This window comes from Curtobacterium sp. NPDC090217, assembly GCF_044746705.1.
Lineage (GTDB): Bacteria > Actinomycetota > Actinomycetes > Actinomycetales > Microbacteriaceae > Curtobacterium.
The window spans coordinates 17,445-36,562 of the sequence record NZ_JBIVCR010000003.1; the positions used below are offsets into that span (position 1 = coordinate 17,445).

Consider the following 19,118-nt stretch of genomic DNA (forward strand, 5'->3'; position numbering starts at 1 on the left):
CCTGGTCGGCGGGCAGGACCCACCGAGGCCGCCGGCCCAGTAGCACCAGTTGTCCACAGATCGGACTGGAGGCCCGGCGCGCGTCCGCCCCGTCGGTCACCCTGGTCTTCACGAAGGGAACGAAATGACCCAGCCCACGTCTGCACAGCCCAGTTGGGAGCTCAGCGGCTTCGGCGACGAGATCGACGCCGACCCCGCGATCCAGGTCGCCGTCCTCCAGGCGCTCGGTGCGAGCGCGATCGAGGTCCGCAGTGCATGGGGGGTGAACGTCGTCGACCTCGACGAAGACCAGCTCGCCGGGCTGCACCGCCTGTTCGAGGAGCGTGGGCAGACGGTCTCCGCGATCGCCTCGCCGATCGGCAAGGTGTCCGTCGACGAGCCCGTCGAGCACGAGGTCGAGCGGCTCGGCCGCGCGATCCGCGCTGCCCATGCGCTCGGCACGGAGTACATCCGGATCTTCTCGTTCTACTACGAAGGCCGCTCCGCGGAGAGCGTCCGTGACGCCGTCCTGACCCGGATGCGGGCGCTCGCCGACCTCGCGTCTCGCGAAGGGGTCGTGCTCCTCCACGAGAACGAGAAGGACATCTACGGCGACATCCCCTCGCGCGTGCTCGACATCGTCGAGAGCGTCGGATCGCCGGCGCTCCGACTGGCCTGGGACAACGCGAACTACGTGCAGTGCGGGGTCAAGCCCTTCACCGACGGCTGGGCGCAGCTCGCGCCGTACGTCGACTACCTGCAGGTCAAGGACGCCGTCGCCGCCGACTCGTCGGTGGTGCCGGCCGGCGAAGGCGACGGGGAACTCCTCGAGACCCTGACGGCCCTGCGCGACGCCGGGTACACCGGGTACGCGTCCCTCGAACCGCACCTCAGCGACTTCACCTCCCTCGGCGGGTTCTCCGGGCCCGCCGCGTTCGGCCGCGCCGGACGAGCCCTCCGGAAGCTCACCGACCAGATCGGAGTCACCCTGCGATGACCACCCCACTGAAGCTGGCAGTCGTCGGCGCCGGCGTGATCGGACGCCACCACGCCCGTGTCGCCCTCGCGAACCCGGACCTCGACGTCGTCGCCCTCGTCGACGCCTTCCCGGCAGCGGCGACGAGCGCCGCCGACGAGATCGAGGCATCTGGCGCGCCCCGGCCGCTCACCACCGAGACCATCGAGGAAGCGATCGCCCAGACCGACATCGACGTCGTCGCGATCTGCTGTCCGTCCGGGATGCACGTCGCGCTCGCCGAAGCAGCGCTGTCGAAGGGCAAGCACGTCGTCATCGAGAAGCCCCTCGACACGACCATGCCCCGCGCCCGCGAGATCGCGCGCCTGGCCGCTGATGCGAAGGGGCGCGGGCTCGTCGTCAGCGTCATCAGCCAGCACCGGTTCGACCCCGCATCGCAGGCCGTCGCGACCGCGGCGCACGGCGGCGGGTTCGGTCGCGTGACCTCCGGTGTGGCGAGCGTCGCCTGGTACCGGTCGCAGGGCTACTACGACTCCGGTGACTGGCGCGGCACCTGGGAGCTCGACGGCGGCGGCGCGGTGATGAACCAGGGCGTGCACACCGTCGACCTCCTCGTGTGGACGCTCGGCCGCCCGGTGGAGATCTCCGCCCAGGTCGGCCTGCTCGCACACGACCGGATCGAGGTCGAGGACACCGCGGTCGCCACCGTGCGCTTCGACAACGGTGCCCTCGGTGTCATCCACTGCACCACGGCGGCCTACCCTGGACTCTCCGCCCGCTACGCGATCTACGGCACGCACGGGTCGGCCATCGTCGACGACGACCGGCTGGCGTACTTCCACGTCGCGCCGGACGCCGCGACGCTGGAGTCGGCGTCCACCACGGCGAACGCCACCGCAGTCGCCGATGCGGTGGACCAGAAGTCCGAGATCGTCGCACCCGAGCACGTGGTCGGCGGCCCGCAGGAGCCCGAGCACTTCCTCGCCGGCCACGGTCGGCAGTACGCGGACATCGTCGCGGCCATCCGTGACGGCCGGGAGCCCGGCGTGACGGTCGACGCCGCGCTGGTGTCGCTCGCCACCGTCCGCGGGCTGTACGTCAGCGCGACGCTCGGCCAGCCCGTGCGGATCGACGACGTGATCGACGGCAAGTACGACGATGTCGTCCCGGTCGTCGCAGCAACCGAAGGAGCCGCACGATGAGGTTCTCTGTCTTCACCGCATCGACGCCGGACTGGACGCCCGAGCAGGCGGCGACCACGCTCGCCGAGCAGGGCTGGGACGGCATCGAGTGGCGCATCGTCGACGACCGTCCCGCCGAGGGCACCACCGTCCCGGACGGCCGCTCGTTCTGGGCCGGCAACAAGTCGACGTGGCAGTTCACCGGCATCCGGGACCAGGTCGGCGAGATCGCCCGCATCACCGACCAGGCCGGGCTCGAGTACTCCGGGATCGGCGGCTACCAGCAGGCGTCGAACCGCGACGGCGTCGAGACGATGCTCCGGGTCACGAGCGAGCTCGGCGCGCGCCAGGTCCGCGTCAGCATGCCGATGTACCGGCAGGAGAAGGAACGGACGGGGGAGACCTACACGCAGGTCTTCGACCGGACCCGCGCCGATCTGGAGTGGGCCGTGTCCCGCGCGACCGAGCTCGGCGTGAAGGCGCTCGTCGAACTGCACCACATGACGATCACCCCGTCGGCGTCGGCAGCCCTCCGGCTCGTCGACGGCCTCGACCCCGAGCACGTCGGGGTCATCCACGACCTCGGCAACCTCGTCATCGAGGGCCACGAAGACCACCTCGCGGCGTTCGAACTCCTCGGTCCCTACCTCGCACACGTGCACGTCAAGAACGCCCGCTGGGTCGACACCGGGGACACCCGCGCCGACGGCAGCTCGATCTGGCAGAACGAGTGGGCCCCCCTGCGCACCGGGCAGGCTTCGGCGTCGGACTACTTCGCGGCCCTCGCGACACACGGCTACGACGGCTGGGTCACCATCGAGGACTTCTCGACCGACCTGCCGCTCGAGACCCGCACCGCGGACAACCTGGCGTACCTCCGCTCGCTGGCCCCGGTGTCGGCATGACCGACCGCCGTCCGGGCATCGTCCACGTCGGGGTGGGGGCGTTCGCGCGCGCCCACCTCGCCTGGTACACCGAGCGTGCAGACGGCGGGGCGTGGGGGATCACGGCGTTCACCGGTCGATCGCCGGACGTCGCCGACGCGCTGACCGCGCAGGACTGCCGGTACACGCTCGTCACCCGGGCGGCGGACGGTGACACCGCGTCGGTGGTCGACACGATCGTCGCCGCGCACCCGGGCAGCGACGACGCGGCGTTCCGCGCTGCGATCGCCGCACCGGAGACGACGCTCGTCACGCTGACGGTCACGGAGAACGGCTACCGGGCGGGGTCCGACGTCCCGACCCGTCTCGTCGCCGGACTCGACGCCCGCCGGGCAGCCGATGCCGGCCGCATCGCGCTGATGAGCCTCGACAACCTGACGCACAACGGTTCGGTGCTCCGGGACGCGGTCCTCGGCGCCGTGGACGACGATGCCCTCCGCGACTGGATCGGCGAGCAGGTGACGTTCCCGAGCTCGATGGTGGACCGGATCACCCCGGCCACGACCGACGCCGACGTCGAGGAGCTCGGAGGCCTCGACGGAGCACTGCCGGGTGATCGTGTTCCCGTCATCACCGAGCCGTTCGCCGAGTGGGTCATCGAGGACCGCTTCGACGGGATCGAGCGCCCCGCGTGGGAGACCGCCGGGGCGCGCGTCGTGGACGACGTCACCCCGTACGAGCAGCGGAAGCTCTGGCTGCTCAACGGCTCGCACTCCCTGCTCGCCTACCTCGGCCTGCAGCTCGGACACGAGACCGTCGCCGACGCGATGGACGATCCGACGTGCCGTGCCGCCGTGGAGCAGCTCTGGGACGAGGCCGCGCTGGAGCTCCCGCTGCCGGCCGACGAGATCGCCGAGGCACGCGCCGCCCTCGTCGACCGGTTCGCCAACCCCCGCATCCGGCACACGCTGTCGCAGATCGCCTCCGGTGGCTCCGAGAAACTCCCGGTCCGCGTGGTCGACGTGCTCCGCCACCGCCTCGCCCGTGACCCGTCGGCCGGCACCGGGCCCGGCGCCGCGACGCTGATCGCCGCCTGGTGGTTGCACGTCACCACACAGCCGGCGCTCGTGAACGACCCGGGCGCTCCCGGTGCAGGCTCGGACGTGCACGACGTCCTCGCCGTGATCGCCCCCGACCTCGACACCACCCCCGTCGTCGACGCGGTGACCGCCGCTGCCGACCGCATCCGCGCGGCCAGTGCCCGCGCTTCCGAAGGAGTACCAGCATGACCACCACCGACCCCGCGACGCCCGTCCCCGGTGCGACGGACGACCGAACCGCCGGTGCCACCGCAGGGCGCCCCGACACCTGGGCGTCGGCCGACCGCGGCCAGCTCATCGAGAAGGCGGAGGTCATCGTCACGAGCCCGGACCGGAACTTCGTCACGTTGAAGATCACGACCGCGGACGGTGTGACCGGTCTCGGCGACGCGACCTTGAACGGTCGTGAGCTGGCCGTGTCCGCGTACCTGTCCGAGCACGTCGTGCCGCTGCTGATCGGCCGGGATGCCAGCCGCGTCGAGGACGCCTGGCAGTTCCTCTACCGGTCCTCGTACTGGCGCAGGGGCCCCGTCACGATGGCCGCGATCGCGTCGGTCGACATGGCGCTGTGGGACATCAAGGCCAAGGTCGCCGGGATGCCGCTCTACCAGCTGCTGGGCGGTGCCTCTCGGACCGGACTGATGGCGTACGGGCACGCCTCCGGCAAGGAACTCCCGGAACTGTTCGACTCGATCCGGGAACACCAGGAAGAGGGCTACCGCTCGATCCGCGTGCAGACCGGTGTCCCCGGGCTGGAGTCGATCTACGGCATCGCGTCGAACAAGACCACCGAGGGCAACGCGGGCGTCCGCTACGACTTCGAACCCGCCCAGCGCGGAGCGTTCCCCGCCATGGAGGACTGGGACACCCGCGCCTACCTCCGGCACGTGCCGACCGTGTTCGAAGCGGTCCGGAACGAGTTCGGTCCGGAACTGCCGCTGCTGCACGACGGGCACCACCGGATGACACCGCTGCAGGCCGCGAAGCTCGGCAAGTCCCTGGAACCGTACGACCTGTTCTGGCTCGAGGACTGCACCCCGGCGGAGAACCAGGAAGCGCTGAAGCTGGTCCGGCAGCACACCACCACGCCGCTGGCGATCGGTGAGGTGTTCAACACGATCTGGGACTTCAAGGACATCATTCGCGACCAGCTCATCGACTACGTCCGCGGTGCCGTGACGCACATGGGCGGCGTGACGCCGTTGAAGAAGACGATGGACTACGCGGCGATGTACCAGATCAAGTCCGGGTTCCACGGGCCGACCGACATCTCCCCGGTGGGCCTCGCGGCGCAGATGCACCTCGGGATGGCGATCCACAACTTCGGCATCCAGGAGTACATGCAGCACGGACCGAAGACGAACCAGGTCTTCAAGCAGACCTTCACCTTCACCGACGGGTACCTCCACCCCGGCGACGAATCCGGCCTCGGGGTCTCGCTCGACGTCGACGAAGCGGGTAAGTACCCCTACGAACAGGCCTACCTGCCGTTCAACCGCCTCGCCGACGGCACCGTCCACGACTGGTGACCGGGCACTGAGCGGGGGAGCGCACGGGTAGCCTCCGGGGCGTGGACATCGACACGCTCGCGGAGGCTGCCCGTGACCTCCTGAGGCGCGCGCCCGCGGACTTCGTCGCCGAGCGCACCGCACGGCAGCGGAGCATCCGGAAGGACGACCGTGACCTCGCCGCCGCGATCGGGAAGCTCCGGAAGCCCGCGCCGGCCGCGTGGGTGATCGACCTCCTGGCGCAGGACGGCTCCCTCGACGAGGCGGTCGACCTCGGACCGGCCATCCGCGACGCGCAGGCGGGTGCTGACCCGAAGGAGATCGCCGCGCTCCGCCGTCAGCGGTCGGGTGTCGTCGGAGCCCTCGCGCAGGCCGGCGCGGCACTCGCCGAGGACGCCGGGCACCCGGTCACCGCCGCCGTGCTCGACCAGGTCCGTGCGACGATCGAGGCAGCCATGGCCGATCCGCACGCAGGGGCAGCGGTGCGGTCGGGACTCCTCGTGCAGCCGCTCGAGAGCGCCGGGTTCGACGACGTCGACCTCGACGGCGCCCTCGCCGTCCCGGACGCGGTGCCGGATGCCTGGTCCGGCAGCGATGCCCCACCCATCCCCATCGATGACGCGAGACGCGCGCGGAAGGTGCGCCGAGCCTCCAGATCGGAACCGGAACCGGAACCGGACCCTGAACCGGAGCGCGACCGAGCCGCCGACCGCCGAGCGGCCCGCCAGGCCGAGACGACCGCGCGGACGGAGTCCCGCGACGCCGACGCCGCACTCGACGGCGCCGAGCGCGAGCTCGCAGCCGCCGAGGAGCGCCGGGCCGAGCTCCAGCGCGACCTCGACCGGGCGACCGCGGAGATCGAGCGCCTCGGGCACGCCCGCGACGATGCCGAGGCCGCGAGCGACCAGGCGCGGGAGCTCCTGGCGGCCGCGCAGCAGCACCGTCGCGCCCTCGGCCGCTGACCTGGTCGCAGCTGGAGACAGCGGCGTCCGCGCGGGCTCATCACCTCGGATGAAAAGCACCGCGACGGCTCGCTGACCGCCGGTGCGCCCCCATACGCTCGGCGTCATGACCTCCACCATCCGTCGGTTCCGACACCTCGTGGCACCCGCTGCCGGTGCCGTGTACCTCGTGCTCTGGATCGTCGCCGAGGCAGGACGGTCGGGACTCGCCGACCACGTGATCGTCGTGTCGGCGTTCGCCGTGGCGATCGGCCTCGCGAACTGGATGCCCGCGACCGCGCTCGGGATGATCGTCGTCGTACCGGTCCTGCAGGCGCTCCACCTGCTGCACCGGCCGACCGACACCACCTGGCCGGAGTACCTCGCGATCGCAATCGTCGTCGGGATCGTCGGCGCCGGACGGTCGGACCTGCTCCGCTACGTCGCGCTGCCGGTGATCGCCGTGGCGTCCGCGGCTGCCGCGTGGGCGATGGCCGTGCCGACGGAGGCCGACCCGGACGTGTGGGCGCAGTGGGTCGGGACGGCAGGCGGGACACGGTCGGACCTCGTCACGATCACGCTCGCGATCATCGGGGTGTGCGGTGTGGGGTGGGCCGTCGGCGTCGCGATCGGGGCGACCTGGCGCATCGGTCTGGCCCGGGTGCGGGTCGTCGAGGCGCAGCGGCAGACCGCGGTCACGACGACCGAGCTCCGCGCGGAGCAGGAGCGTGCACGGATCGCTCGTGACGTGCACGACTCGCTGGCGCACTCGCTCGCGGTCGTGGTGTCGCAGGCGCAGGGAGCAGCCGCCATCTCGGTGCGGGACGAGCACGCCGCACGGGCGCTGCGGGACATCGCCGAGGTGAGCCGGTCGGCGCTCGGGGACGTCCGCGCGCTCGTCGAGCGCATCCAGGGTGCGGGCGAGGACGCGCGCCACGGTCTCGAGGACGTGCCCGGGCTGATCGCCGACATGCGGGAGCTCGGCATGGACGCCGTGTTCGAGCAACACGGTGATCCGCGCGCGGTGCTCCCGGACGTCGGGGGAGCAGTGCACCGGATCGTGCAGGAGAGCCTGACCAACGTGCTCAAGCACCAGGGGCGGACCGCGTCCGCTCGGGTCGACCTCGACTGGCGCGGACCGGGTCTCGGCGTCGTCGTGACGTCGACCGGTGCGGCGCCGCTCGTCGAGCTGGACGGATCCGGCTCCGGCGTCGAGGGCATGCGCGAGCGTGCTCGTCTCGCCGACGGATGGCTGCGTGCCGGGAGCGGCGACGCCGACCACGAGTGGGTCGTGACGGGGTGGCTGCCGACGGTCACCGTCGCGGCACCTGCTGCGGACCTCGAGGCGGCACGATGACCGCCATCCGGGTCGCCGTCGTCGACGACCAGCGGCTATTCGCCTCCGGCATGCGGATGCTCGTCGACGCGCAGGACGACATGACCTGCGTCGGGACGGCCGCCGACGGGGCCGAGGCGCTCGAACTCTGCGCCGCCGAACGCCCGGACGTCCTGCTGCTCGACCTCCGCATGCCCGTGATGAACGGCATCGAGACGCTCGCGCGCCTGGCGGCGAGCGACGGCGCGGCGAGCGACACTGCGGCGACCGACACGACGGCGAGCGACATCTCGACGAGCGACACCGCGGCGACCGACACCGCGGCGAGCGACCGGCCGCGCGTGATCGCCCTCACGACAATCCGCCGCGACGACGCCGTCCTCGCCGCACTCCGCGCCGGTGCCGCCGCGTTCCTGACGAAGGACGCGCTCCCCGACGTGGTGACCGCCACCATCCGGGACGTCCACGAGGGCCGACCGGCACCGACCGAGGCCGAGGCACTCGACATGCTCCGCGCGCAGGGGATCACCGTCGAGGCGAACCGCCGCGACGAGGTCCTCGACGCCCTGACCGCCCGCGAGCACGAGGTCTTCCTCCTCGTCGCGAAGGGTCTGAGCAACGCGGAGATCGCGACGAGCGTGTTCCTCAGCGAGGCCACCGTGAAGACCCACGTCCGTTCCGTCCTGATGAAGCTCGGCCTCCGGAACCGCATCCAGGTCGTCATCACCGCACACGAACGCGGCCTCGTCCGCGCCTAGGGGGAACCATGCAGATCACGACCCGCGTCGCCAAGACCGGAACGCTCGCACTCGTCATCGCGGGGCTCGCCACCGCCGTCGTGCACGGTCTGCCCGAGCCGGCGGACGTCGCGGTCGCTCCCACGGTCGAACGTGACAGCGCCGACTGGACGATGCCCCTCGACGCGTACGCGATGCCCGCGGGCAGCAAGAGCGACTACGCCGAGAACCTGCTCGCCGACCCGTGCCTCCGGAAGGCCGGCATCGACGACCCGCCGCCGTGGGCGACGGTCTCCGGGCTCCAGGCCGACAGTGACGCGTCCGACACCGATGCCCGCGGGAACCCGTCACCCGCCCTCGCGACCACCCGGCCGCTGACGGCGGCACTCGCCGGCACGAGGGGGTACCACGGGCCGTCGACCGCCGGGGCGAACCGCCAGGGCATGACGGCGTGGGGGTTCGACGCGGACCGGAACGCCGCGTTCGCCGCACTGCCGGACGGTGTCGCCGCGCGGTGCTGGAACGCCGCACGCAAGACGCTCGGGAACACCGCGACCGGGCACGTGCAGGAGGCGTCGGCGGTGGCGGAACGCCTCACGCGCCTCGCCGCCCTCGACGCACGGCGGGGCGAGGCAGTCGTCGCGGCCGCGGAGCGCTGGCGGAGCTGCATGGAGCCGTCCGGGGTCCGTGACCTGCCGGCCGCTCCGGACGGGATGCCGACACCGTCGATGGGTGTCGGGCCGACGGACGGGTCGGTGGAGACGGGCATCGGGTCCGTCGAGATCGCGGTCGCGAAGCGGGACGTCGCCTGCCAGACCTCGTCCGGCTACCGGAAGACCCTGTACGACGCCGAGTGGAACCGGCCGCTGCACGTCACCGCCTCCGACGCCGCCGTCCTCGCCGCGACGGAGCCGGACCAGCTCGCCGTCGACGCGCGCCTCGACCGGACGATCGAGCGGCTCGCGCCGAAGGCGCCGGCAGGCGTCGACTGAGGAGCCCGCGCAACGGGCGCGGTGAGCTGCCATGGGGGGAGCGCCCCGCGCCCGGCGCGTGGACCACGGACGGGAGGCTCGGTGCGGTCCCGCCCCGCGCCTCCCGTCCGCCGTCCACGCGCGTTCCCGCCCATCGCACTCGACCTGGGATGACGAATCGCGCGTAGGTGGTCGGGAAAACGGACCCACCACGCGCGAATCGGCCCCCTACGCGCGGAACGACCGCCTACGCGCGAATCGGCCCCCTACGCGCGAAACGACCTCCTACGCGCGGAATGGCCCCCGCGCACACCCCGCGCCCCACATCGTTACCCAACAGTTGTCGTCTTTGACGAATCTCGTTGGAGCGGTCTAATGTCGGACACCATGCTTCGGGCCGGCGATGGTCCGCCGGGGCCGAGCCCCGGGTACAGGACTCGCATCATCGCCGACGAACCCGCAGCCCGCAGCCACAGCGCAGGCGTGGGGGATCGGCGCGCGGCGCACCCCGGAGACATGCCGCGATGCCGGGTCGAGCACTCCGGGGCCCCTTCAGGAGAGACGACGCATGTCGGACGTCAATCGTGACCGCAGCACAACGCTCACACCGCCCGGTGGAGTGACCGCACCACCGACCGCACCATCGAACGCAGCACCAACGCCCCCAGGGCCAGCCCGCGAAGGTCTCGTCGCCCGCCTCGGCATCCCGCACCAGCTCCGCTGGGGCTTCCTCGGCGTACTCGTCTTCATGACGGGTGACGGCATCGAGTCGAACTTCATCTCCCCGCACATCGCCACGGCGCTCGGCTCCGGCGGGACCGACAGTGCCGCGATGGTCATCGGGATCTACGGCGTCGCGGTCCTCGTCGCGTCGTACTTCGCCGGCGTCCTCTCCGAACTCTGGGGGCCGCGCCGGGTGATGACGATCGGCGCCGCGATGTGGGTGGTCTTCCAGATCACGTTCCTCGCCGCGCTCCCCACCGGGTCGGTCGGACTCATCGCCCTGACGTACTTCCTCCGCGGACTCGGCTTCCCGCTGTTCGCGTTCTCGTTCCTCTGCTGGGTGAACCACACCGTCGCCCGCGAGCGGAACGCCACCGCCGTCGGCTGGTTCTACGTCGTGTTCACCGGCGGCCTGCCGACGCTCGGGTCGCTCATCGCGATCGGCACCATCCCCGCGTTCGGTGGCGGCCAGCTCGGCGAGACCTGGTCGATGGCACTGTCGCTGGTCTTCGTCGCGGTGGGCTGGGCGATCGTCCGGTTCGGCGTCCACGAGCGCACCGGCCTCGGTCGCATCGCCCCGCGCGAGCACTCCGCCGCCCGGGTCATCGCCAGCGGCATCGAGGTCTGCGTCAAGCGTCCGAAGGTCCTCCTCGCGGTCCTCATCCGCCTCGTGAACACCGCGCCGGAGTTCGGCATGTTCGTGATCATGCCGGCGATCATCGGCACCGAGCTCGGCTGGGGACAGTCGAAGTGGCTGACCATGACCGTGATCGTCTACGCGGGCAACATCCTGTTCAACGCCTTCTTCGGCGCGCTCGGCGACCGCATCGGGTGGATCCGGACCGTGAAGTGGTTCGGAATCGGGGCCTCGGCGATCGGTCTGCTCGCCTGGTGGTACGTCCCGCACCTGGTGCCGGCCGGCTCCGAGTGGGGCTTCTGGCTCGCGACCGCAGCCGGCACGGTGTTCGGCATCATGCTCGCCGGCTTCACGCCGATGGGTGCGATCGTGCCGGCCTTCGCGGGCGAGGAGCGCCGCGGCGCAGCGATGGCGATGTACGCCACCGCCGCGGGAGGCGCCACGTTCCTCGGCAACGCCGTCGTCAGCGTGGTGCTGCCGTGGGGCGGCGCCGGAGGCGTCGTCTGGACCTTCGTCGCGCTCTACGTGGCCGCGTTCGTGGTCCTCAGCTTCCTGAAGGTGCCGTCCGAGGCGGAGGCCGCCGGGCACTAGACCGGGCACCAGGCGGACGGGAGGCTCGCGGCGACCCCGCCACGAGCCTCCCGTCCGCCTGTGCGTGCGCTCCCACCCATCGCACCCGCAGTAGAAGGCCGTTTCGCGCGTAGGAGGCCGGAAGATCCGGCCTCCTACGCGCGATTTGACCTCCTACGCGCGATTCGACCTCCAGCCCCACCGCCGTGGCGACACGCCCGGGTCGGTGCTGGTAGAGTTGCTGACGACTTCGGCGAGGGCCGCGCGTGCGCGGCCGTGATCGACGCGGTGGGAGACCCGGCCAAGCTCTGGGAGCGTTCCTCACGCGTGCACGCGTTCGAGTTGCAACACCACAGACCCCACGATGCCGGCACCCCGGCGTCGTCCCCGAGACCAGGAGGCACCATGGCCGACTACACCAAGCTCGCAGCGGCAGTCCGCACCAAGTTCGGCAAGGGCGCTGCGCGCAAGATCCGTGCCAACGACCAGATCCCCGCGGTCGTCTACGGCCACGGCACCGAGCCGCAGCACATCACCCTCCCGGGCCACGAGACCATGCTGCTCGTCCGTCACGCCAACGCGATCGTCGACCTCGACATCGAGGGTGCTGCGCAGCTCGCCCTCGTCAAGGACGTCCAGCGTGACCCGGTGCGCCAGGTCATCGAGCACATCGACCTCGTGGTCGTCCGCCGCGGCGAGAAGGTCACGGTCTCCGTGCCCGTCGTCGTCGAGGGCGAGTCCTTCTCCGGCACGATCCACGTCCAGGACGAGTCGACCCTGTCGCTCCTCGTCGAGGCGACCAACATCCCGGAGCACGTCGTCGTGGACGTCGAGGGCCTCGAGGACGGCGCGCAGATCCGTGCGACCGACATCGAGCTCCCCGAGGGTGCCGAGCTCGAGACCGAGGGTGACACCCTCGTCGTCTCGATCGTCACCCCGCGTGGCACCGCCGACGACGACGCCGCGGACGAGGCAGCTGCCGAGGCCGGCGCCGAAGCCGGTGCCGAGGGCGGCTCCGAGCCGGTCGAGTCCGAGTAACACCCTTCGCGGACACCTGGTCGACGTCGTGACGGATCGCATCCTCGTCGTGGTCGGGCTCGGGAACCCCGGGCCCGGCTACGCGGGGAACCGTCACAACGTCGGCCAGATGGTCCTCGACGAACTCGCTGCCCGCATGGGCGCGACGTTCAAGAAGCACAAGACCCCGAACCAGGTCGCCGAGGGGCGTCTGGTGCCGGGCGGCCCCCGCCTGGTGCTCGCCAAGCCGGGGTCGTTCATGAACACCTCCGGCGGCCCCGTCTCGAGCGTGCTCGGGTTCTACAGCGCCACCCCCGCCGACCTCGTCGTCGTGCACGACGAGCTCGACCTGCCGTTCGACACCGTGCGGCTCAAGGGCAACGGCGGGCACGGCGGACACAACGGGCTCCGCGACATCATCAAGGCCACCGGCACGAACGAGTTCTCCCGCGTGCGCGTCGGCATCGGCCGCCCACCAGGTCGACAGGACCCCGCCGACTACGTGCTGCGCGACTTCTCGCCGACCGAGAAGAAGACGCTGCCGAACCTGCTCGCCGACGCCGCCGACGCGGTCGAGGCGATCGCGGACCTCGGGCTCCTCGCGGCGCAGCAACGCGTCCACGCGCCGTCCTGAGCTCGGCTGTGCGAGGTGCCGCTGTTCGCGGGTCGCGCACGTCGCGGTCCTTGTCGGACGTCGCCGGTACCATGTCCTGAGTGACGATCTCGGGCATCATCCCTGCGCTCTCGCGCGCCTCCGCGTTCGATCGCGTCCTCCGCGCCGCACCTCGTGACGCCGACTTCTCCGTCGTCGACGGCCTGCGTGTGCCGCTCCTCGCCGCGCTGATGGCCGAGCGCAAGGAGCCGCAGTGCGTCCTCGTGATCACCGCCACCGGACGTGAAGCCGAGGCGGTCCGCGGTGCCCTGACGAGCTACCTGCCGGATGCCCGGGTCCTCGAGTTCCCGGCGTGGGAGACCCTGCCGCACGAGCGCCTGTCCCCGAGCGCCCAGACCGTCGGCACCCGCATCGCCACGCTCCGTGCGCTGCAGCAGTGGCAGGACGCACCGCCGGCCGAGCGCCAGCCGACGGTGGTGGTCGCGAGTGTCCGCGCGGCGCTCCAGCCGATCGCGAGCAACCTGACCTCGCTCGAACCCGTCGTGCTCCGGACCGACTCGCGCGGCAACGACCTCGGGTCGATCTCCGCACAGCTCGTGGACCTCGCCTACGCCCGGGTCGACCTCGTCACCCGTCGCGGCGAGTTCGCCGTCCGCGGTGGGATCCTCGACGTCTTCCCGCCAACCGCCGACCACCCCGTGCGCGTCGACTTCTTCGGTGACGAGATCGAGGCGATCAAGGCCTTCTCCGTCGCCGACCAGCGCACGACCGAGGACGACCTCGGTTCCGTCGAGCTCACCGCGTCGCGCGAACTCCTGCTCAGCGATGACGTCCGGCAGCGCGCCCGCGAGATGCTGCACGAGTTCCCGAACCTGTCGCAGATGCTCGCGAAGGTTGCAGAGGGCATCCCGGTGGAGGGCATGGAGTCCCTCGCCCCGGCGCTCGTGGAGCGACTCGTCCCGATGACGGACTACCTGCCGAAGGACGCCACGATCGCGGTCTTCTCGCCCGAGCGGGTCAGCGGGCGCGCGCACAGCCTGGCCGAGACGAACCAGGAGTTCCTGCAGGCCGCGTGGAGTGCCGCCGTCGCCGGGGCCCAGGCGCCGATCGACCTCGACGCGGGCAACTTCCTGACGGTCCCGCAGCTCAAGCAGACCCGAGGGCAGCGCACCTGGTGGACGATCTCGCCGTTCGACAGCGGCGCCGACGAGCCCCTGAGCGACGCCGATGCCGCGGCAGAGGCCGGGGAGTACGTCCGCGTCCGCGCCGACGCCGTCCCGAGCTTCGCCGGCAGCGCCGACGGGGCGGTCGCACACGTCAAGGAACTCACCGACGACGGCTGGGCCGTGGTCGTGACCGCGCAGGGGCAGGGTCTCGTCGAGCGCGCCGTGCAGGTCCTCGCCGACGCCGGGGTCGCCGCTCGTGCCGAGGCTGTCACCGCGCCGCCGCAGCCCGGTGTCGCGATCGTCACGACCGCCGCCGTCGAGCACGGCTTCGCCATCCCGGATCCCCGGATCGCGGTGCTGTCGGAAGCCGAGTTCTACGGCCGCAGCGCGCAGCAGGGTGCCCGCACGGTCCGGAAGCTCGCGAGCCGCCGCAAGAACGTCGTCGACCCGCTGCAGCTCAAGCCGGGCGACGTCGTCGTGCACGCCACGCACGGCATCGGCAAGTTCGTCGAACTCGTCTCGCGAGAGGTGAGCTCCGGCGGCCGCAACGCCGTGAAGACCCAGCGCGAGTACCTCGTGCTCGAGTACGCGCCGTCGAAGCGCGGGTTCCCCGGCGACAAGCTCTTCGTCCCGACCGACCAGCTCGACCAGCTGTCGCGCTACGTCGGCGGCGAGTCCCCGACCCTGTCGAAGATGGGCGGCTCGGACTGGGCGTCGGCGAAGTCGAAGGCGCGCAAGGCCGTCCGCGACATCGCCGTCGACCTGGTGAAGCTCTACTCGGCGCGCATGGCGTCGAAGGGGCACGCGTTCGGCCCGGACACCCCGTGGCAGCGCGAACTGGAAGAGGCGTTCCCGTTCGCCGAGACCGCCGACCAGCTCACCACCATCGACGAGATCAAGCGCGACATGGAGCGCCCGATCCCGATGGACCGTCTGCTGTCGGGTGACGTCGGCTACGGCAAGACCGAGGTGGCGATCCGTGCGGCGTTCAAGGCCGTGCAGGACGGCAAGCAGGTCGCGATGCTCGTCCCCACGACGCTGCTCGTCCGCCAGCACATGGAGACCTTCCAGGAGCGCTTCGCCGGCTTCCCGGTGCACCTCCGCGCGCTCAGCCGGTTCCAGACCGAGAAGGAGTCGAAGGAGACGCTGGCGGGGCTCGCCGACGGCACCGTCGACATCGTCATCGGCACGCACCGCATCCTGTCGCAGGGCGTGCAGTTCAAGGACGTCGGCCTGGTCATCATCGACGAGGAACAGCGCTTCGGTGTGGAGCACAAAGACCAGCTGAAGAAGCTCAAGACCAACGTGGACGTCCTGGCGATGTCCGCGACGCCGATCCCGCGCTCACTCGAGATGGCGGTCACCGGCATCCGTGAGATGTCGACGCTCGCCACCCCACCAGAGGACCGCCACCCGATCCTGACCTTCGTCGGCCCGCAGTCGGACCTGCAGGTCGCCGCGGCGATCCGGCGCGAGCTCCTCCGCGAGGGGCAGGTGTTCTACGTGCACAACCGCGTCAAGGACATCCAGTCGGTGGCATCGCACCTCGCCGAGATCGTCCCGGACGCCCGCATCGCCGTCGCACACGGGCAGATGTCCGAGCAGACCCTCGAGCAGGTGATGGTCGACTTCTGGGAGCGCCGCTTCGACGTGCTCGTCTCGACGACCATCATCGAGACCGGTCTCGACATCGCGAACGCGAACACGCTCATCATCGACCGGGCCGACAAGTACGGCCTGTCGCAGCTGCACCAGCTCCGCGGGCGTGTCGGTCGTGGTCGGGAGCGCGGCTACGCGTACTTCCTCTACGACGCCGACAAGCCGCTGTCCGAGACCGCGCAGGACCGCCTCGAGACCATCGCCGCGAACAACGAGCTCGGCGCGGGCATGCAGGTCGCCATGAAGGACCTCGAGATCCGCGGCGCGGGCAACCTGCTCGGCGGGGAGCAGTCCGGCCACATCGCGGGCGTCGGCTTCGACCTGTACCTCCGCATGATCGGCGAAGCGGTGTCGCAGTTCCGTGGGGACGTCGCAGAGGGGCAGACCGAGCTCCGACTCGAGATCCCCGTCGACGCGCACATCCCCGAGGACTACGTCGAGTCCGAGCGGCTCCGACTCGAGGCGTACCAGAAGCTCTCCGCCGCCTCGGCGCCGACGTCGCAGCACGACTCGATCGACATGGTGCTCGACGAGCTCACCGACCGCTACGGTCAGCCCCCGCAGGCCGTGCAGACCCTGGTCGAGGTGTCCCGGCTCCGCCGCATGGCCCAGCAGGTCGGGCTGTCCGACGTGGTCGTCATGGGATCGAACCTGCGGGTCGCGGGCAAGGAGCTCGCGGACTCGTCGCAGGTGCGGCTCAAGCGGATGTTCCCCGGGGCGAAGTGGTTCCCCCAGCAGAACGCGTCGAGCATCCCGATGCCGCGTCCCCACGGCGAGGCCCTCCCCGACGACGCGCTGATCCAGTGGGTCGAGAGCATCCTGACCGCCGTCTACGGCGCGACGGCGGCCGCCGAGGCGCCCGCCGCGTAGCGGGTCGCGGGGGTGCGTGGCCGGCCCGGTCACGTGCCCTGCGGCGTGCGCGTCGCCGCACCGTCGGACGGGAGGCTCGGTGCGGGCTGGCACCGCGCCTCCCGTCCGGCGACCGGTTGCGCTACTCGGTGGACTCGGCCTCGGAGAGCTCACGGCGGGCCCGGTGGTGGCGCGCCTTGAGGCTCACGACGACCGCGGAGGCGACCATCGCGATGCCGGAGCCGATCAGCACCGCGAGCGTGCCCTCGTCGACGATCTCCTCGTTGTTCGCGAACGCCAGCTCGTTCATGAGCAGCGACACGGTGAAGCCGATCCCGCCCAGCACGCCGACCGTCACGATCGACCAGAACGACAGCGACGGACCACCCGGCCCGCGGAAGACCCGTGTCGCGACGGCACCGAACAGCGTGATGCCGACGACCTTGCCGACCGGCAGCGCGAGGACGACGCCCCAGAACGTCGGGGAGAGCTCACCGATGCCGACCGCGGGGATGACGACCGCCGCCGACGCGAACGCGAAGATCGGCAGGACGACGGCGTTCGACCACGGCTCCACCCGGTCGTACACGGTGTGCCCGGGACGCCGCGGCAGCACGAGCCCGAGGGCGACGCCGGCGATCGTGGCGTGCACGCCCGAGTGGTAGACGAGCCACCAGGTCAGCGCACCGAGGACGATCATCGCGGCGATGATCCAGCCCTGCCCGGCGCGACCAGGGCGCAGCATCCGGCCCAGCAACCAGAAGAGGACGAGCACGACCGCGGCGCCACCGAGCGCGAGGAAGTCCGTGTCGCTGGCGAAGACGACCGCGATGATGACGATCGCGATGAGGTCGTCGAGGACCGCGAGGGCGAGCAGGAACACCCGGAGCGACGACGGCAGGCCGCGGCCGAACATCGCGAGGACGCCGAGCGCGAAGGCGATGTCGGTCGCGGTCGGGATCGGCCAGCCGTGGGTGTACTGCGTGCCGGCCGTCACGGCGAGGAAGACCCCGGCGGGCACCAGCACGCCGCCGACCGCCGCGATCGCGGGCACGATCGCGGTCTTCGGGTTCGACAGCTCGCCCGCGACGAGCTCCTGCTTCAACTCGATCGCGACGAGCAGGAAGAACACGGCGAGGAGCCCGTCGCTGATCCAGTGCGCGACGGACAGGTCGAGACCGATCACGCCCCACGGGGAGTGCAGGTGCAGCACGTGCTCGAGCCCGGGGCCGACCGGGGTGTTCGCGACGACGAGTCCGAGCACCGCCGCGGTGAGCAGGGCGATGGCGCTGAAACGGGGGGAGCGGACGACAGCAAGCATGGAACTCCGTCAGAGATCGGGAAACGGTCCGTCGACCAGACTTCCCGACACGCCTCGACCATCGTACCGGACGGCCCCCGTGCGAGCATGGCCGACATGAGCGCCATGGAGGACCTCGCAGCCGTCGTCGACCGCTTGCTCGCCCCGGAGGACGGGTGCGTGTGGAACCGCGTGCAGACGCATGCGTCGCTGTCGCGCTACGCGGTGGAGGAGTCGTACGAGCTCGTCGACGCGATCGAGGACGGCGACGCCGACGACCTCCGCGAAGAGCTCGGCGACGTGCTGTACCAAGTGGTGCTGCACGCGGGGATCGCCGCCAGGGACGGCTCGTTCGACCTGCAGGACGTCGCCGCGACCGCCCGCGACAAGATGGTCCGCCGACACCCGCACGTGTTCGGCGACGAGCACGCCGACACGGTCGAGGACGTCGTCCGGGTCTGGCGCGCTGCGAAGGCGGCCGAGAAGTCGAGCCGGACCAGTGCGTTCGACGGCGTCCCGCGGGCGATGCCGCCGCTGGAACGTGCGGTGAAGCTGCTGGAACGCCTGGAGGAACGTGGCGACGTCGATGCGGTGGTCGCCGCCGTCGTCGGGTCGGGCGGGGACGGCGACGGCAGGACGGGCGGCCGTGCGGACGGCGTCGACACCGGATGGGGTGTCCGCATGCTGGCGGCGGTCGCCGAGGCGCAGCGCGCGGGGATCGACCCGGTCGCGAGTCTGCGCGCGGCGGTCGGTCGGCTCGACGCAGCGGGACGCGCGACCGACGACGTCGCGTGAGTGCGGGTGGTCGCCTTCTGGCGGGAGAAGTGCGGGCGTCCTCCTAACCCGAAAAAGGAGGACGCCCGCAGAGCGGGCAGACGGCACCCCAGGGGTGGTGGCGCCGGCAGGGAAGCCCGCTCGAACCGCGGGGCACACTGCAGCACGTTGCCCACGCGATCGGACCGGTGAGTGGA

Annotated in this window: 15 protein-coding genes; 14 read left to right on the forward strand and 1 reads right to left on the reverse strand. The window is 71.4% G+C overall.

All coding sequences use genetic code 11. The annotated features are described in order from the left end of the window. Positions 1-124: 124 nt before the first annotated feature. The 13 genes from ACIPJ2_RS11975 (at position 125) to mfd (ending at position 16,868) form a co-directional block, all read left to right on the forward strand. Positions 125-976 carry a sugar phosphate isomerase/epimerase family protein gene (locus ACIPJ2_RS11975; RefSeq protein WP_402729007.1) on the forward strand — a complete coding sequence of 284 codons (852 nt, stop codon included), beginning with the start codon at positions 125-127 and terminating at the stop codon, positions 974-976. After that, complete coding sequence (locus ACIPJ2_RS11980; RefSeq protein ID WP_402729008.1) at positions 973-2,157, forward strand: Gfo/Idh/MocA family protein; 1,185 nt, start codon at positions 973-975, stop codon at positions 2,155-2,157. The genes ACIPJ2_RS11975 and ACIPJ2_RS11980 overlap by 4 nt, the downstream gene beginning before the upstream one ends. Further along, positions 2,154-3,041, forward strand: coding sequence for a sugar phosphate isomerase/epimerase family protein (locus ACIPJ2_RS11985; RefSeq protein WP_402729009.1), 888 nt, complete (start codon positions 2,154-2,156; stop codon positions 3,039-3,041). The genes ACIPJ2_RS11980 and ACIPJ2_RS11985 overlap by 4 nt, the downstream gene beginning before the upstream one ends. After that, positions 3,038-4,309, forward strand: coding sequence for a mannitol dehydrogenase family protein (locus tag ACIPJ2_RS11990; RefSeq protein ID WP_402729010.1), 1,272 nt, complete (start codon positions 3,038-3,040; stop codon positions 4,307-4,309). Before ACIPJ2_RS11985 ends, ACIPJ2_RS11990 begins: the two co-directional genes overlap by 4 nt. Then, on the forward strand, positions 4,306-5,649 hold the full coding sequence (gene manD, locus ACIPJ2_RS11995; protein ID WP_402729011.1) for a D-mannonate dehydratase ManD: 1,344 nt from the start codon (positions 4,306-4,308) through the stop codon (positions 5,647-5,649). Before ACIPJ2_RS11990 ends, manD begins: the two co-directional genes overlap by 4 nt. 41 nt (positions 5,650-5,690) lie before the next feature. Next, positions 5,691-6,590, forward strand: a complete 900-nt coding sequence (locus ACIPJ2_RS12000) for a hypothetical protein (RefSeq protein ID WP_402729012.1) — start codon at positions 5,691-5,693, stop codon at positions 6,588-6,590. Positions 6,591-6,696: 106 nt separating this feature from the next. Next, positions 6,697-7,926 (forward strand): sensor histidine kinase, encoded by a 1,230-nt coding sequence (locus tag ACIPJ2_RS12005; protein ID WP_402729013.1) that lies wholly within the window; start codon positions 6,697-6,699, stop codon positions 7,924-7,926. After that, positions 7,923-8,663 carry a response regulator gene (locus tag ACIPJ2_RS12010; RefSeq protein WP_402729014.1) on the forward strand — a complete coding sequence of 247 codons (741 nt, stop codon included), beginning with the start codon at positions 7,923-7,925 and terminating at the stop codon, positions 8,661-8,663. The genes ACIPJ2_RS12005 and ACIPJ2_RS12010 overlap by 4 nt, the downstream gene beginning before the upstream one ends. An 8-nt stretch (positions 8,664-8,671) precedes the next feature. Then, positions 8,672-9,634, forward strand: a complete 963-nt coding sequence (locus ACIPJ2_RS12015; RefSeq protein ID WP_402729015.1) for a hypothetical protein — start codon at positions 8,672-8,674, stop codon at positions 9,632-9,634. A gap of 547 nt (positions 9,635-10,181) precedes the next feature. Continuing rightward, on the forward strand, positions 10,182-11,564 hold the full coding sequence (locus ACIPJ2_RS12020) for an RbtT/DalT/CsbX family MFS transporter (RefSeq protein ID WP_402729016.1): 1,383 nt from the start codon (positions 10,182-10,184) through the stop codon (positions 11,562-11,564). 384 nt (positions 11,565-11,948) lie between these two features. Further along, the gene (locus ACIPJ2_RS12025) at positions 11,949-12,581 is read left to right on the forward strand and encodes a 50S ribosomal protein L25/general stress protein Ctc (protein WP_402729017.1); all 633 of its coding nucleotides are present in this window, start codon (positions 11,949-11,951) and stop codon (positions 12,579-12,581) included. Positions 12,582-12,609: 28 nt separating this feature from the next. Next, a complete protein-coding gene (gene pth, locus ACIPJ2_RS12030; protein ID WP_281267111.1) occupies positions 12,610-13,194 on the forward strand; it encodes an aminoacyl-tRNA hydrolase in 585 nt (194 codons plus the stop codon). Between the two features lie 80 nt (positions 13,195-13,274). Next, the gene (gene mfd, locus ACIPJ2_RS12035; RefSeq protein ID WP_402729018.1) at positions 13,275-16,868 is read left to right on the forward strand and encodes a transcription-repair coupling factor; all 3,594 of its coding nucleotides are present in this window, start codon (positions 13,275-13,277) and stop codon (positions 16,866-16,868) included. A 121-nt stretch (positions 16,869-16,989) separates the two neighbouring features. On the opposite strand, the gene nhaA is transcribed toward mfd, so the two are convergent. Beyond that, entirely contained in the window at positions 16,990-18,168 is a 1,179-nt protein-coding gene (gene nhaA, locus ACIPJ2_RS12040) for a Na+/H+ antiporter NhaA (protein WP_402729019.1), read from the reverse strand. A 96-nt stretch (positions 18,169-18,264) separates the two neighbouring features. Between nhaA and ACIPJ2_RS12045 the strand changes: the two genes are divergently transcribed. Further along, complete coding sequence (locus ACIPJ2_RS12045) at positions 18,265-18,942, forward strand: MazG family protein (protein WP_402729020.1); 678 nt, start codon at positions 18,265-18,267, stop codon at positions 18,940-18,942. The last annotated feature ends 176 nt before the right edge of the window (positions 18,943-19,118 follow it).